The following is a 14,274-nucleotide window of genomic DNA, read 5'->3' on the forward strand; positions in this document are numbered from 1 at the left end:
CGCTTGTCAACGCTCTCGTAACTTTTTCTGTAGCGAGACATACTCATGGTCTTTCCGTCACGAGCCCGCCGTTCATGAGAAACGACACCCGCCTCTCGCGCATGCTCCATGTGCTGATCCATATGGCCCGCCACGAAGGGCCGGCGACGTCCGAAGCCATCGGGCAGATGCTCGGCACCAACCCGGTGGTGGTGCGACGGACCATGGCGCTGCTGAAGAACGAAGGCTACGTGAGTTCGGAGAAGGGCCATCGCGGCGGTTGGCGGCTGGCCAAGCCGTTGGCGGACATCACCTTGCTGGATATCCACCAGGCGCTGGGAGCGTCCTCGATCTTCGCCATCGGCCTGTCTACCGATCATCCGGAATGCCTGGTCGAGCAGGCGGTCAACGAAGCGCTCGGCGAGGCGTTCGAGGCGGCGCAGGCGTTGCTCCTGGAGCGCCTGGGGAGCGTCACGCTGGAGCAGTTGGCGAGCGAGTTCGAGCGCCGCTATCGGCCTTGCTGAGGCGCCTCGAAGGGCCGTTCGGACACCGCCGCCGCGCCTGCGGAGGCACGCCGGCGGTCCGGGATCAGAGCGAGTACTTCACCGTGAACATCAGGTTGCGCGGCTCGCCGTAGTTGAGGTTGCCGAAGTCGATGCCGCTGTAATAGTACTTGTCGAACAGGTTGTTGAAGTTCAGCCGCGTGTCGATCCGTTCGTTGACCTTGTAGCCGAGCATGGCGTTGACCACGGTGTAGCCGCCCTGCTGGAAACCGGTGCTGCTGTCCTCGGTCTTGCTCTGGGTGGCCAGGTCGCCGCCGACGCGCCATTTGTGCAGTTCGCCGGGTAGCGTATAGCTGGTGGCGAGCTTGAACAGGTGGCGTGGCTTGGCCGCGTCGAATGGCTTGCCCTCGTTGGCCTTGTTGCTGTCGTGCTTGTACTTGGCGTCGACGTAGGTATAGCCGGCCATCATCTGCCAGTCGTCGCTCAGCGCACCGCTCAGCTCCAGGTCGACGCCCTGGCTGCGGACCTTGCCCGAAGCGCGCGAGCAATAGCGCGAGGTGGGGCTGAAGGGGCATGGCGAGGGGCCGCCGACGTCCTCGGTGGCGCGGTTTTCCTGGTCGATCTGGAACAGCGCGATCTGCGAATTGAGCGCGCCGCCGAAGTGTTCGCCCTTCAGGCCGATCTCGTAGTTCTTGCCGGTGATCGGGTCGAGCAGGCCGCCGCCGGCGTCGAAGTTGCTCTGCGGCTTGAAGATGTCGGTATAGCTGGCGTAGACCGAGTAGGTCTGGTTCAGGTCGTAGATCACCCCGGCATAGCGGGTGACGTTGCGGGTGACCTTGTAGCTGTCGGTATCGGCGTCGGCCTTGTACCAGTCCAGGCGCCCGCCGAGGATCACTTTCAGCGGGTCGGCGAGGTTCAACCGGGTGGTGAGGTAGGCGCCTTTCTGTTCCTGGTCGAGCTTCATGCCCCACAGGCTGGTGTTCAGCCTCGGCTTGAGAGTCGAGCTCGGGTCCCACTGGGTCGGGTCCATCGGCCCGGTGAGGGTGCCGTCCTTGTTGAACAGGCTGCCCCAGCCGCCGTGGCCGTCGAAGCGTTCCTGGCGATAGCTGGCGCCGACCACCAGCTCGTGCTCGCGGCCGAGCAACTGGAAGGGACCGTTGGCATAGGCGTCATAGCTGTCGTGGTCGTCGGTGTAGCTGTAGTCGCCGGGGTTCTGGGTCATGCTGGCGCAGCCGGTGGTCGAGTAGTAGCAGTCGTTGTACAGCCCGAGCATGTTGATTCGCGCCCACAGCTTGTCGGCGGCCAGCTTCATCTGCCAACCGTTGGCGAAGCGGTGGGTCAGGTCGCTGAACAGGTGGGTGGTGTCGGTATCCCAGTAGGACCAGTCGGCGCCGTAATAGGACGAGCGCTTGAGGTCCAGGTGGCGGCCGCCCAGCGGGCTGGGCAGGCCTACCCAGTTGTCGTTGCGGTTGTCGTTCTGGTTCGAGGCGCCGATGGCGAAGGTGGTGTCCGGGCTCAGGTCGGCTTCGGCGATCCCGTAGAACACGCCGCGTTCGCTGCTGACGTGGTCCTGGAAGCTGTTGCCTTTCTGGTAGGCGACCACCGCGCGGCCGCGCAGGGTTCCTTCGCTGTTCAGCGGGCCGGAAACGTCGGCCTCGCTGCGATAGCGGTCCCAGGTGCCGACGCTGCCTTGCAGGGAGGCGCGGAAGTCCTGGGTCGGACGCTTGCGCACCATGTTGATCGCCGCCGCCGGGTTGCCTGCGCCCTGCATCAGTCCGGTGGCGCCGCGCACCACTTCGACGCGGTCGAACATGGCCAGGTCGGCGGCGGAAATGACGTCCTGGGTATAGGTGGAAATGCTCGTCGGCAGGCCGTCGTACATGATGTTGTCGACGTCGAAGCCGCGCGCCGCGTACTTCACCCGGGCCGGCCCGTACTGTTGCACGGTGAGGCCGGTGACGCCCTTCACCGCGTCGTTGAGGTCGCGCATGCCCTGGTCGTCCATGCGCTGGCGGGTGACCACGCTGACCGACTGAGGGGTCTCGCGGATCGACATCGCCAGCTTGGTCGAGGTGCGCATCGCCCGCGTGGTGTAGGAGCCGCTGTCTTCGGTGATGGCGGCGGTGGCCGGGTCCTGGGTGGCGACCACGCTGAGCGCGCCGAGGTCGACGCTGTCGCCGGGGGCGATGCCGGCACCTGTCGCCGCGGCCTCGACCCAGGCGTCGCCGCCCCGAACCTCCCCGCTCAGTCCGGAACCTGCGAGCAGACGCTGCAGTGCCTCGCTTGGCTCCAGCTTGCCGCGTAGGGCCGGTGCGCGCCGGTCGGCCACGGCCGCGCGGTCGAAACGGATGCGCAGGCCGCTGGCGCCCTGCAATTGCTCGAGGGATGCGGCCAGGGGCTGGGCGGGAAGGTCAAGGGCGATGGGAGCGGCCTGGGCGGCCAGGGAAAGCGAGGAGAGACCGAGCAATAACGCACTGGAAACGACGTGTTTCATCTGCAGTGTCCTGGATGGCGGCGCAGGCAGGCCATTGGCGCGACCGGCTGCGTTTCTTGTTTATGTGGGAAACCGGCGTAGGAATTCGCGGCGGGGCAAGTGTATGTAAATGTAAAAATGGAGTAAATGATAGAGATTATCGTTATCAGTAGTATTCGCAGGAATCCGATGAACTGCGTCCTGCCAGCGGCTGACGGGGATTTCCGCTGGATACCTCCCGTGAAGGCCGTCTGGATTCGTGACTCCAGCGCAAATGAATTTGCTCGATTCGGCTCTTAATCGAAGAGATGTAAGCCGCCACACTGCGCTTCATTCGAGCCATCCCGCCCACGGAGCGCAGCCATGTCGTCCACCATCCACCCCCTCCCGTCCTTCGGTCTCGGCACCTTCCGCCTTACCGGCCAGGTCGTCGTCGACTCGGTGCGCAGCGCCCTCGAACTGGGCTATCGCGCCATCGATACCGCGCAGATCTACGGCAACGAGGCGGATATCGGCCGCGCGATCGCCGAGAGCCGCGTACCGCGTTCCGAGCTGTTCCTCACCACCAAGGTCTGGGTCGACAACTACGCCCGCGAAAAGCTGCTCGCCAGCCTGCGCGAGAGTCTGGAGAAACTGCGCACCGACCGGTTGGACCTGGTCCTGATCCATTGGCCGGCACCCGGCAACGGCGTCGAGCTGGCGGAGTACATGGCGGCGCTGGCGGAAGCCAAGTCCCTGGGCCTGACCCGGCGGATCGGCGTCTCCAACTTCAACATCGAACTGACCCGCCAGGCCATCGCCGCGGTCGGTGCGGGCGAGATATCCACCAACCAGATCGAACTCAGCCCTTACTTGCAGAACCGCGCGCTGACCGCCTACCTCGAGGAGCAGGGCATCGCGGTCACCTCGTACATGACCCTGGCCTACGGCAAGGTACTGAAGGACCCGACGCTGGCCGGGATAGCCGCCAGGCACCGGGCCACGGTCGCCCAGGTGGCGCTGGCCTGGGCGATGCAACTGGGCTACGCGGTGATTCCGTCCTCGACCCGCCGCGAGAACCTCGCCAGCAACCTGCTGGCGCGCGACCTGCGCCTGGACGCCGAGGACATGGCGCGCATCGCCGGCCTCGAGCGTAACGGCCGCGAGGTCAGTCCGCAGGGCCTGGCGCCGGCCTGGGACTGAGAACCGCGTCGAAGGTCCGCCGCGGTGCATGAGCGGGGCGGCCGAGGCTCCGGTCGCGCGGCCGGTTCAGAGCTCGATGCGGTATTCGATCACACCCGGCTTGTCCGCCACCCGGTCGTACAGGCGCTGTGCCCTGTGGTTGCTTTCCTGGGTATGCCAGTAGAGCCGCGCGCAGCGACGTTCCTCGGCCTGCCGGCGGACGTACTCGATCAACTGCTTGCCGATCTGCTGGCCGCGCACGTCGGGCGAGACATAGAGGTCTTCCAGGTAGCAGACGTCCTGTGCCGCCCAGGTCGAGCGGTGGTAGAGGAAGTTGACGATGCCATGCAGGCGGCTACCGTCGCTGGCCACGGCGCAGTGCATCGGTTCGCCCTCGTCGAAGAAGCGCCGCCAGGTGGCCTCGGTGGCCTGTGCCGAGAGTTCGACTTCATAGAACGCCTGGTAGGCCTTCCAGTATTCGAGCCACTGCTCGAAGTCCTCGGGTGCCACGGGGCGTACCGATACCAGTGTGTGCAGGGATTGCATCCAGTGCTTCCTTTTTTGGCTTGATGGGGCGATCCGGCGGAGGCCGGGACCGAGGGTCTTGACCCGGCTGTTTTTATAGCCGCCTAATGGCTTGCCATACCCCACCAATTAGATAATCGAGGGCAGACCATTTGTTCAGGCAGTCACTGCTCGAGTCGGTCAAGGCGCGCCTCCTCCATCCACAGCTCCAGGCCCTGCCGCTGCATGCGCGAATCCAGCGCGCGATCCGCCAACTGATCCTCGACGGTGCGCTGGCGCCGGGCAATCCGTTGCCGGCCTCGCGGGCGCTGGCGCAGTCGTTGGGGGTATCCCGCGACACCGTCGAAGCGGCCTATTCGCACCTGCATGCCGAGGGCTTCATCGAGCGTCGGGTCGGCAGCGGCAGCGTGGTCGCCGCGGCTACCCGGCTGTCCCCCGGCCGGCGCGGCGCGGGCGCTCCACGACGGGGCGGCGGCGCGCCGCGACTGAGCCGGCGTGGCGAGGCGATGCAGGCTGGCGGCGGGGTTCGCGAGCAGCTCGTCCCGCGCCCCTTCGCTCCCGGCGTGCCGGAGACCCGCACCTTTCCCCTGGCGACCTGGGAGCGCCTGCAGCGCCAGGTCCTCAAGGAATACGGCGCGCGCGCCCTGACCCATGGCGACCCGCAGGGTGCCGAACCGCTGCGCCAGGCGATCGCCGACTACGTCAACCTGGAGCGTGGCGCACGCGCCACGGCCGACCGGGTACTGGTGCTGACCAGTTCGCAACAGGCGCTGGGTCTTTGCGCCAGCGTGCTGCTCGACGCCGGCGAGCGGATATTCGTCGAGGACCCGGCCTACTACGGCGCGCGCAAGGCCTTCGAGGCCGCAGGCCTGGAGTGCCTGCCGGTCCCGGTCGACGAACAGGGCCTGCGGCCCGAGCCGATCCTCGCCCAGCCGCAGGCGGCGCGGGCGCTGTGCCTGACCCCGTCGCACCATTACCCGACCGGCGTGACCCTGTCGCTGGAGCGCCGCCTGGCGCTGATCGAATGGGCGCAGCGGCAGCAGGCATGGATCATCGAGGACGACTACGACAGCGAGTTCCACTACGCCGGCCGGCCCACCGCCTGCGTGCAAGGCCTGGACGCCCACGAGCGGACGCTCTACATCGGCACGTTCACCAAGTCGCTGTTTCCCGGCCTGCGCATCGGCTACATGGTCCTGCCGCCGGCGCTGGTGGCGCCGATGACCGTCGCCCGCTCCCTGCAGGACGGGCACAACGCCTCGCTGGCGCAACTGACCCTGGCGCGCTTCATCGCCGGCGGCCATTTCGGCGCCTATGTGCGCGGCATGCGCAATCTCTACGGCGAGCGCCTGGGATTCCTCGCGGAGCGGGTGGGCAAGCGTCTGGGCGGCCTGGTCGAGCCGCGCGTGCCGGCCGGCGGGCTACAGATGCCCGGGCTGCTTTGCGCGGGAATCGACGAAACGCGCGCCGTCGCGGCGGCATACCGCGCCGGTGTCGAGCTGGTCGGGCTCAGCGCCCTGCATCTCGCCGCGCCACCGCGAGCGGGTTTCCTGATGGGCTTCGCCGCCTACACCACGGACGAGCTGGAGGCGGCGGTCGGGGTCCTCGCGAAGACCCTGCGCGGTTTGCGTGCGAATCCCTAGGCCGCCGGCAAGCGCTCAGTCGCGCAGGGCGTAGACGTAGGCATCGACCTGGGCGCCGTCGGCCAGCGTTACCCGGGTCGCCACGCGCCGGTATTCGGTGCCTTCGAATTCATCCAGCGCGGGCCAGTGCTCGGCGAGGCGGTCGGAGACGAACACATGGCCGTGGATTTCCTCGCCGTCGGCGTCGATCGCCAGGCCCGGAAAGCCCATCCCGGCACCCCAGCCCTTTTCCAGCAGGCGACCGCGGAGGCTGGCCGCCTGCCATTGCCCGCCGATCTTCTGCATCAGGTGTTCGTTGGGACGGCCGGGGCCGAGGCTGCCGTAGACGAAGAGTCGCTGCATCGATAACTCCCTTGAACGGAAGAGCGTGGGCGCAAGACGCGAAGCCTTCCGCCCGCGCCTTTCACTTGCTTGCCAGCGGTGGAGTACGCGGCGGCACGATACGCCGCGAGCCGGTCGACTCGAAGGCCGCGGCGAAGCGCAGCAGCGCCGAGTCGTCGTAGGCGCGGCCGGCGAAGGTCAGGCCCACCGGCATGCCGATGTCGGCCATCACCCCCATCGGTACGGTGACCGTCGGCACGCCGAGGTGGCGGATGGCGAGGTTGCCGTTGGCGACCCAGACACCGTTGCTCCAGGCGATGTCGGCCGAGGCCGGGTTGACGTCGGCGTCCGCCGGGCCGACGTCGGCGACGGTGGGGAAGAGCACGGCGTCGAGGCGCAGGCGTCGCATCCACTCCTCGAGGTCGATCCGCCGGGTTTCCTCGAGGCCGCGCAGGCCATCGGGGAGGGTCGCGATCCGGTCCCAGGGCTTGATGCCGCGCTCGGCCATCCGCACGTATTCGTCCATGCCGGCGGCCAGGTCGCCCTCGCGGTTGGGCAGGGTGCCGGGGTCGTGGGGGAATATCTGCGGGCCGTCGACATCCGCCAGGCGGTTCAGCTTCGGATCGCCATTGGCGCGCAGGAAGTCGTCGAAGCCCCAGGCCGAGAGTTCCCACAGCTCGTCGTGGAGGAATTCCTTCGACACCAGGCCGCGGTTGAACACGGTGGGCGCGCCGGGTCGGTCGCCTTCGCAGTTCGACACCAGCGGGAAGTCCACCTCGATCACTTCGGCGCCGGCGGCTTCCAGGGCCTTGCGCGCCTGTTCCCAGAGGGCGATGACCGAGGGCCGGGTATGGATGCGCTGGCCGGTCGGGCCGCCGATCCCGGGGGACTCGCTGGTGCCCGCATCGGGGTCGGCGTTGATGAACATGCGCGGCACGCCGAAGCGCTTGCCGGCCAGGGCCTCGGCGCCTGCGGCCAGGGCCGGGTAGCTCGCCGGGCGTACCTCGGAGGCCTTGGGGATCGGCACCCAGGGCTGCATGCGCCAGAGGTCGCCGCGGGTATCGGGATCGTCGGCGACCACTACGTCGAGGATTTCCAGCAGGTCGGCCATGCTCCGCGCATAGGGCACCACCACGTCCATGGTCGGCGTCAGCGGCCAGTTGCCGCGCACCGAGATCACCCCGCGCGAAGGGGTGTAGGCGCACAGGCCGTTGTTCGACGCCGGGCCGCGCCCGCTCGACCAGGTTTCCTCGGCCAGGCCGAAGGCGGCGAAGCTGGCCGCGGTGGCGGTGCCGGCGCCATTGGAGGACCCCGAGGCGAAGGGCGCGGTGAGGTAGGCGGCATTGTACGGGCTCTCCGCGCGGCCGTAGACGCCGCGCTGCATGCCGCCGTTGGCCATGGGCGGCATGTTGGTCTTGCCCAGGCAGATCGCCCCGGCGGCGCGCAGGCGCTCGACGGTGAAGGCATCGCGCTGGGCCACCAGGTCCTTGAACGCCGGGCTGCCGGAAGCCGCGGTGAGGCCCTTGACCAGGTAGCTGTCCTTGGCGGTGTAGGGAATGCCGTCCAGCGGACCGAGGGGCTCGCCACGCGCCCGGCGGGCGTCGGAGGCCTGCGCTTCGGCCAGCGCATCGGGATTGCGCACCACCACCGCGTTCAGCGCGGTGGGCGTGCCGGGTGCATCGTAGGCGTCGATCCGCGCCAGGTAGGCCTGGACCAGTTCGACCGCCGTGGTACGACCGGACTCGAGCGCGTCACGCAGCTCGGCGATGGAAACCTCGGTGACCTCGATCATGCTGTCACCGCCTGGCGAATGGAGACGGGGAGACCGTTAGCGACGCTCATCATCGTTCCTCTTGTTCTCTGCTTGCTGCGACGGGGGCCGCGAGGCGGCCGGGTCGATACAGGGGATGCAGTGTACATCCTGGCCGGCGCTCGCGGCTTCCCTGGCGGGGCGCGGCAACGGCCTCGCAGGTCCTGGCCAGTGTCTGGGGTTGCCGCCGAAGCGCGGCGTCGGAGAAAGTCCGCGGGCTGTCGCCGGCCGCCGGCGAGGCGTAAGGTGCGGCGTCGGGGGGACCATTTCACACAGGGGAATCGTCATGACGAATCATCGTACCGCGCTGGTCACCGGCGCCACCCGTGGCATCGGCCTGGCCCTGGCCAGGCGCTTGGCGGCCTCCGGCTGGAGTGTAGTGGGCATCGCCCGCCATGCGAGCGACGACTTTCCTGGACGTCTGCTGTGCTGCGACCTGGCCGATCCTGCGCAAACCGCCGAGACGCTGCGCGGATTGCTCTCGGAAAGCGCCGTGGATGCCTTGGTCAACAACGCCGGGATCGCCTTGCCGCAAAGCCTGGAGAACCTCGACCTGGCCGCTCTGCAACAGGTCTTCGACCTCAACGTGCGGGTCGCCGTGCAGCTTGCCCAGGCCTGCCTGCCGGGGCTCAAGCGTTCGCCGGCGGGCCGCATCGTCAACCTGTGCAGCCGGGCGATCCACGGCGCCCGCGAACGCACCGCCTACGCCGCGGCGAAGAGCGCGCTGGTCGGGGTGACTCGCACTTGGGCGCTGGAGCTGGCGCCGCTGGGCATCACGGTCAACGCGGTGGCGCCCGGGCCGATCGAGACCGAGCTGTTCCGCCAGACCCGCCCGGTCGGCGGCGAGGAGGAACGGCGGATTCTCTCGACCATCCCCATGCAGCGGCTCGGGCGGCCGGACGAAGTGGCCGCGCTGATCGAGTTCCTGCTCAGCGAGGGCGCTTCGTTCGTCACCGGCCAGGTGATCGGTGTCGACGGCGGCGGCAGCCTGGGCGGTCGTTGAGGCCGGGGCTCAGATCCGGCGGCTGCGCAGCAGTAGCCAGAGCAGGTAGAAACCGCCGAGCAGGCCGGTCATCAGGCCGATCGGCAGGTTGGCGACGTATGCCAGGCGCTGGCCGAGCAGGTCGGCGGCCAGCAGCAGGACCGCGCCCATCAATGCGCCGGACAGCAACGGCACCCCGGCCGAGCGGGTCAGGCGCCGGGCCAGTTGCGGGCCGGCCAGGGCGATGAAGGCGATGGGGCCGGCCGCGGCGGTGGCGATGGCGGTCATGCCGACGGCGACCAGGACCATCTGCAAGCGCACGCGCTCCACCGCCACGCCGAGCTGGGCGGCGCTGGCATCGCCCAGCTCCAGCACTTCCAGGCGACGACCGTGGTACAGCGCCAGCGGCACGCTGGCGAGCAGGCCCAGCGCTGCCGGGACGACGTGCGACCAGGTCCGGGTGTTCAGCGAGCCGGCCAGCCAGAGCTGGGCATACATCGCCTGGTCGAGGTTGCCGGTGACCAGCAGCAGGCTGTTCAGGCCCGACAGGCTGGCGCCGACACCGATGCCCACCAGCACCAGGCGGTAGCCGCCGGCGGTGGCGCCCCGGCGCGCCAGCAGCACCACCGCCAGCGCCGTGCAGAGGCCGGCGGCCAGCGCCGCCAGCGAGGTGGCCAGCGGGCCGGCATCGAACAGGATGATCTGCACGATGGCGCCGCTGGCGGCGCCGGTGGTGAAACCGATGACGTCGGGCGAGCCCAGCGGATTGCGCGAGATCGACTGGAAGATCGCCCCGGCCATGCCCAGCGCGGCGCCGACCAGGCAGGCGGTGAGCACCCGTGGCAGGCGTACGCGCTGGACGATGCGCTGGGCGGTGGTGTCCTGGCCCTGGCCGAGCAGGCTGGCGAACACCTCTGCCGGGCCCAGCGCCAGGCTGCCGGTCCCCAGCAGCGCCGCTGCCAGCGCCAGTCCGACCCCCGCGAGGACCAGGCAGGCCAGCGCCGCCCGTGGCCGCCAACGCAGCGACAGGGAGCCCAGGCGCAGGGCGTGGAGACCGTTCACAGGCGGCTCAGGCGGAAGCGCCTGACCAGGACGATGAAGGCCGGTCCGCCGAGCAGCAAAGCGACGATTCCGGCGGCGATCTCCGCCGGCGCCGCCAGCAGCCGCCCGAGGATGTCGGCGCCGAGCAGCAGGCCGGCGGCGATCAGCGCCGAGAAAGGCAGGATCCAGCGCTGGTCCGGTCCGGCCAGCAGTCGCGCGAGGTGCGGGGCGACCAGGCCGACGAAGGCGATCGGCCCGGCCAGGGCGGTCGCCGCGCCGGCCAGCAGCATCACCGCCAGGCAGGCGAGCAGCCAGGTCAGGCGCAGGTCGACGCCGAGCGCCCGGCCGATCTCCTGGCCCAGGGCCAGGGCATTGAGCCTGGCGGCGAGGGCGAAGGCGGCGGCCAGCCCGGCGCCGATGGCCAGGCCCGGCCATCCGAGCAGGGCGAAGCCGCTGCCGGAAAGCGAGCCGGCGGCCCAGTGGCGGAAGCGGTCGAAGACTTCCGGCGGGGCGTTCAGCACGATGATCCCGGTCAGCGAGGCGAGCATCACTGACAAGCCGGCACCCGCCAGCACCAGGCGCACCGGGTTGGTGCCGGTCTCGCGGGCCTGGCCGAGAAGGAATACGGCGATGCCGGCCAGGCCGGCGCCGAGGAAGGCGCAACCGAGGTACTGGCCCATGCTCGCCAGGTCGAACAGCGCGACCCCGACGATCACCGCCAGCGCCGCGCCGGCGTTGATCCCCAGCAGGCCGGGTTCGGCCAGCGGATTGCGCGTCAGCGCCTGCATCAGCGCGCCGGCCACTCCCAGCGCCGCGCCGGCCAGCAGCGCCACCAGGGTGCGTGGCAGGCGCAGTTCGCGTACCACCAGGTGGCGATCATCGTGCGGATCGACGGCTTGCAGGGCGTCCAGGGTGACCGCCAGGGGCACCGGCCGCGAGCCCAGCGCCAGGCTGGCCAGGGCCGCCAGCGCGAGCAGCAGCGCGCCGGCGAGCAGGCCCCAGGCGCGCAGGCGCCGGCGGCGCATCGGGGACGCCTGCATGAGCGGACTTCCGGCGAACGGGCGCATGGCTCAGCGGAAATGGCGGGCGACGTTGTCGATCATCTGCCGTCCCGAGTAATAGTCGATGCGGAAGGAACTGGGGCCCAGGGCGTACACGCGCTTTTCGCGGACCGCCGACAGGTTGGCCAGCACCGGGTCGGCGAGGAACGCCTGCACGTCGTCGTCGCTGGCGCCGAGCAGGAACACGCTGTCGCCGGCGATGGCGGCGGGCAGGTTTTCCCGCGAGATGAACTGGAAGTCCGAGGCGCGCGTCACCTTGCCCGCCAGCGCCTCCGGCAGTTCCGCCACCTGGAAGCCGAGGGCCTCGAGCAGGCGTGCCTGGGGGCTGGCCTGGCGGCCGATGGAATAGCTGCCGGCGATGTTGTAGCCGACCACGCTGACCGGGCCCTGCGGCGGCGCGATGGCCGCGGCGACTTCGGCGGTGTAGGCGTCGAAGCGCTGGATGGCGGCCTGCGCCTGGCGTTCCAGGCCGGTGTGCCGGCCCAGCTCGGTAGCCAGTTCCTGCCAGCTGTGTTTCGAGTAGTCGACCACCAGCGTCGGTACGCCCTGCGCCTCCAGCTCCGCACGGTATGGCGCGGCGCTGTCGGCGCCGGTGGCGGAGGCGACCAGCAGGTCCGGATCCTGGGCGATCACCGCTTCGATGTCGAAGCGCAGGTTGCGGTAGAGCACCTCGACGCCACGTTGGTCGGCGACCTTCGCCCATTGCGAGAAGAAGCCCTTGGCGTCGGTCAGGCGACTTGGCGTGGTGGCGGCGCTGGCCACCAGCGGTGCGTCCATCGCCAGCAGGATGCCGGTGACGCTCGGGGTGGTGGAGACGATCCGCGCCGGCTTCGGCTCCCCGGCCGCGGCGAGGGTGGCGAACAGGCTCAGGGCGAGGGCGAGTAACGGCAGGGCGGAGCGGCGGCGGGTCGGCATGAAGGCTGTTTTCGCTGTAGGGGAAGCCGGGCGGACGGATTCATATGATAATGCTTCTCATGCAGTCTATTCCATAATGTAGAATCGATTCCACATATTCGAGCCATTCTTATCCAGGAACCTCCCATGACCCATCGCCTGCACGCGGACGCCGTGACCTTGCGCCGCGACGCGCGGACCGTTTCGCGGAATCTCTCGCTGGCCATCCCCGAGGGTTCGTTCAGTGTGATCGTCGGGCCCAACGCCTGCGGCAAGTCGACCCTGCTGGCGGCATTGTCGCGCCTGTTGGCGCCGGCCGAGGGCCGGGTGGTGCTGGACGGCAGGGATATCCACAGCCTGCCGGGACGGGAAGTGGCGCGGCGTCTCGGCCTGCTGCCGCAGAGCGCGCTGGCGCCGGATGGCATCACGGTGGCCGAGCTGGTGGCGCGCGGGCGCTATCCGCACCAGTCGTTCCTGCGCCAGTGGTCGCCGGCGGATGAGCGCGCGGTAGCGGCGGCGTTACGCGCCACGCGGGTCGACGGCCTGGCCGAGCGACCGCTCGATGCGCTCTCCGGCGGCCAGCGGCAACGCGTGTGGATCGCCATGGTGCTGGCGCAGGAAACCCCGTTGCTGCTGCTCGACGAGCCGACCACCTACCTGGATATCGTCCACCAGATCGAATTGCTCGAACTGCTCGCCGAGCTGAATCGCCAGGGGCGCACCATCGTCGCCGTGCTGCACGACCTCAACCAGGCCTGCCGCTATGCCTCGCACCTGATCGCCATGCGTGACGGCGCGATCCTCGCCGAGGGCGCGCCGGCGCATATCTTCACCGAGCGTCTGGTGGAGGAGGTGTTCGGCTTGCGCTCGTTGATCATCGCCGACCCGGTCAGCGGCACGCCGCTGCTGGTGCCGCGCGGGATCGCCGCCGACGCGCCGGGCTGAGGTGGCTCAGCGCGGCGGCGGCCGCATGCCGGGGTGGAGTACCAGGCCACCGGTGGACTGGTTGACCTGCAGCGCCTCGTGGAACAGCGCGTCGCGGTCTTCCGCCGACTGCAACTGGCCGAGATCGGTCACCGTGGTCATGGCGCAGACGATCTCCTGCTGGGCGTCGAACACCGGCGCCGCCTGGCCGGTGACATTCGACAGCAGGTGGCTGGTCAGTTCGGCCCAGCAGCGCTCACGCACCTCGTCGAGCAGCGCGCGGCTCGGCGGGCTGCCGCGGAAGTGCGCCGGTTGCTGCTTGCGCGCGGCGTCGACCACGGCCTTCGGCAGGAAGGCCTGGAACACCAGGCCGCAAGCGGTATTGTCGATGGGCAGGATATCGCCCAGGGCCAGCGGGTTGATCGAGAAATAGGCGCTGCGGTACCAGCGCACCAGGGTCGGGCCGCGCTCGGTCCAGATCGCCACCCCGCCGCTGGCGGCATGCCGTTGGGCCAGGGCCTTCATGTGGCGGGCGGCGATATCCACCGCGTCGATCCGCTTCAGCGCGCCTATGCCGATGCTCAGCGCCGCCGGCCCGAGGTCGTAGAGACCGCTGAGCGGGTCCTGGCGGGCCAGGCCTTCCTTCACCAGGCTCTGCAGGTAGCGGTGCGCGGTGGAGCCGCCGGTGCCGGTGCGCCGGGCCACTTCGCCGAGGGCCAGTTCGCCTTCGGCGTTGGCCAGGGTCTTCAGGAAGCGCGCGGCGATGGACACCGACTGGATGGTGCCGGAGCGCTTTTCGCCCGGGGCGTCCGGCATCTCGTCCGCCGGGGGCTGCGAAGTATTCAACGGCTCGGTCTCCTCACCACGGTTGATCCATAGGCTTCGGTCCGCGCTGCGGTGGCGCGGGCGGCGCCCATGATACCGATTCCCCGGGGCGGTGGGGCGCCGCGGAAGGGA

General features: G+C 69.5%; 13 protein-coding genes. 5 read left to right on the forward strand and 8 right to left on the reverse strand.

The window, feature by feature from the left end:
• Positions 1–74: 74 nt before the first annotated feature.
• Positions 75–503 carry an Rrf2 family transcriptional regulator gene (locus ACI766_RS03885; RefSeq protein WP_003115857.1) on the forward strand — a complete coding sequence of 143 codons (429 nt, stop codon included), beginning with the start codon at positions 75–77 and terminating at the stop codon, positions 501–503.
• A gap of 64 nt (positions 504–567) precedes the next feature.
• Here the strand turns inward: ACI766_RS03885 and ACI766_RS03890 are convergent, their stop codons facing one another.
• Positions 568–2,976: a TonB-dependent siderophore receptor gene (locus ACI766_RS03890; RefSeq protein ID WP_016252972.1), complete on the reverse strand. Its 2,409-nt coding sequence runs from the start codon at positions 2,974–2,976 to the stop codon at positions 568–570.
• 342 nt (positions 2,977–3,318) lie between these two features.
• Here ACI766_RS03890 and dkgB point away from each other — a divergent pair, with 342 nt between their 5' ends.
• Positions 3,319–4,137 (forward strand): 2,5-didehydrogluconate reductase DkgB, encoded by an 819-nt coding sequence (dkgB, locus tag ACI766_RS03895; RefSeq protein ID WP_016252973.1) that lies wholly within the window; start codon positions 3,319–3,321, stop codon positions 4,135–4,137.
• A 66-nt stretch (positions 4,138–4,203) separates the two neighbouring features.
• Here dkgB and ACI766_RS03900 read toward each other — a convergent pair whose 3' ends face one another.
• Positions 4,204–4,662, reverse strand: a complete 459-nt coding sequence (locus ACI766_RS03900; protein WP_016252974.1) for a GNAT family N-acetyltransferase — start codon at positions 4,660–4,662, stop codon at positions 4,204–4,206.
• Between the two features lie 131 nt (positions 4,663–4,793).
• Between ACI766_RS03900 and ACI766_RS03905 the strand changes: the two genes are divergently transcribed.
• A complete protein-coding gene (locus ACI766_RS03905; RefSeq protein WP_003144559.1) occupies positions 4,794–6,284 on the forward strand; it encodes a PLP-dependent aminotransferase family protein in 1,491 nt (496 codons plus the stop codon).
• Between the two features lie 15 nt (positions 6,285–6,299).
• On the opposite strand, the gene ACI766_RS03910 is transcribed toward ACI766_RS03905, so the two are convergent.
• Together ACI766_RS03910 and ACI766_RS03915 are read right to left on the reverse strand one after the other, a co-directional pair.
• Entirely contained in the window at positions 6,300–6,626 is a 327-nt protein-coding gene (locus ACI766_RS03910) for a gamma-glutamylcyclotransferase family protein (protein WP_003093540.1), read from the reverse strand.
• Positions 6,627–6,687: 61 nt separating this feature from the next.
• On the reverse strand, positions 6,688–8,397 hold the full coding sequence (locus ACI766_RS03915; protein ID WP_003101313.1) for an amidase: 1,710 nt from the start codon (positions 8,395–8,397) through the stop codon (positions 6,688–6,690).
• Between the two features lie 304 nt (positions 8,398–8,701).
• Between ACI766_RS03915 and ACI766_RS03920 the strand changes: the two genes are divergently transcribed.
• Positions 8,702–9,418, forward strand: coding sequence for an SDR family oxidoreductase (locus ACI766_RS03920; RefSeq protein WP_003101310.1), 717 nt, complete (start codon positions 8,702–8,704; stop codon positions 9,416–9,418).
• A 9-nt stretch (positions 9,419–9,427) separates the two neighbouring features.
• Here ACI766_RS03920 and ACI766_RS03925 read toward each other — a convergent pair whose 3' ends face one another.
• The 3 genes from ACI766_RS03925 to fepB are packed head-to-tail and all read right to left on the reverse strand — an operon-like array spanning position 9,428 to position 12,414.
• On the reverse strand, positions 9,428–10,459 hold the full coding sequence (locus ACI766_RS03925) for a FecCD family ABC transporter permease (RefSeq protein ID WP_023086946.1): 1,032 nt from the start codon (positions 10,457–10,459) through the stop codon (positions 9,428–9,430).
• A complete protein-coding gene (locus ACI766_RS03930; RefSeq protein ID WP_003118181.1) occupies positions 10,456–11,478 on the reverse strand; it encodes a FecCD family ABC transporter permease in 1,023 nt (340 codons plus the stop codon). The genes ACI766_RS03925 and ACI766_RS03930 overlap by 4 nt, the downstream gene beginning before the upstream one ends.
• A 30-nt stretch (positions 11,479–11,508) precedes the next feature.
• Positions 11,509–12,414, reverse strand: a complete 906-nt coding sequence (gene fepB / locus ACI766_RS03935; protein WP_003093531.1) for a Fe2+-enterobactin ABC transporter substrate-binding protein — start codon at positions 12,412–12,414, stop codon at positions 11,509–11,511.
• A 126-nt stretch (positions 12,415–12,540) separates the two neighbouring features.
• Between fepB and ACI766_RS03940 the strand changes: the two genes are divergently transcribed.
• Positions 12,541–13,338: an ABC transporter ATP-binding protein gene (locus tag ACI766_RS03940; protein WP_003093530.1), complete on the forward strand. Its 798-nt coding sequence runs from the start codon at positions 12,541–12,543 to the stop codon at positions 13,336–13,338.
• A gap of 6 nt (positions 13,339–13,344) precedes the next feature.
• On the opposite strand, the gene ACI766_RS03945 is transcribed toward ACI766_RS03940, so the two are convergent.
• The gene (locus ACI766_RS03945) at positions 13,345–14,133 is read right to left on the reverse strand and encodes an IclR family transcriptional regulator (RefSeq protein WP_003119004.1); all 789 of its coding nucleotides are present in this window, start codon (positions 14,131–14,133) and stop codon (positions 13,345–13,347) included.
• Between the last annotated feature and the right edge of the window lie 141 nt (positions 14,134–14,274).

Origin of the sequence: Pseudomonas sp. DL, from assembly GCF_047199225.1 — a bacterium.
Lineage (GTDB): Bacteria > Pseudomonadota > Gammaproteobacteria > Pseudomonadales > Pseudomonadaceae > Pseudomonas > Pseudomonas aeruginosa.

Excerpts from the sequence above, each read along its gene's own strand:
- ACI766_RS03910 (WP_003093540.1), bottom strand. The coding sequence starts at position 6,626 with ATGCAGCGACTCTTCGTCTACGGCAGCCTCGGCCCCGGCCGTCCCAAC.
- fepB (WP_003093531.1), bottom strand. The coding sequence starts at position 12,414 with ATGCCGACCCGCCGCCGCTCCGCCCTGCCGTTACTCGCCCTCGCCCTG.
- ACI766_RS03900 (WP_016252974.1), bottom strand. The coding sequence starts at position 4,662 with ATGCAATCCCTGCACACACTGGTATCGGTACGCCCCGTGGCACCCGAG.
- ACI766_RS03915 (WP_003101313.1), bottom strand. The coding sequence starts at position 8,397 with ATGATCGAGGTCACCGAGGTTTCCATCGCCGAGCTGCGTGACGCGCTC.
- ACI766_RS03920 (WP_003101310.1), top strand. The coding sequence starts at position 8,702 with ATGACGAATCATCGTACCGCGCTGGTCACCGGCGCCACCCGTGGCATC.
- ACI766_RS03930 (WP_003118181.1), bottom strand. The coding sequence starts at position 11,478 with ATGCAGGCGTCCCCGATGCGCCGCCGGCGCCTGCGCGCCTGGGGCCTG.
- ACI766_RS03885 (WP_003115857.1), top strand. The coding sequence starts at position 75 with ATGAGAAACGACACCCGCCTCTCGCGCATGCTCCATGTGCTGATCCAT.
- ACI766_RS03890 (WP_016252972.1), bottom strand. The coding sequence starts at position 2,976 with ATGAAACACGTCGTTTCCAGTGCGTTATTGCTCGGTCTCTCCTCGCTT.
- ACI766_RS03945 (WP_003119004.1), bottom strand. The coding sequence starts at position 14,133 with ATGCCGGACGCCCCGGGCGAAAAGCGCTCCGGCACCATCCAGTCGGTG.
- ACI766_RS03940 (WP_003093530.1), top strand. The coding sequence starts at position 12,541 with ATGACCCATCGCCTGCACGCGGACGCCGTGACCTTGCGCCGCGACGCG.
- dkgB (WP_016252973.1), top strand. The coding sequence starts at position 3,319 with ATGTCGTCCACCATCCACCCCCTCCCGTCCTTCGGTCTCGGCACCTTC.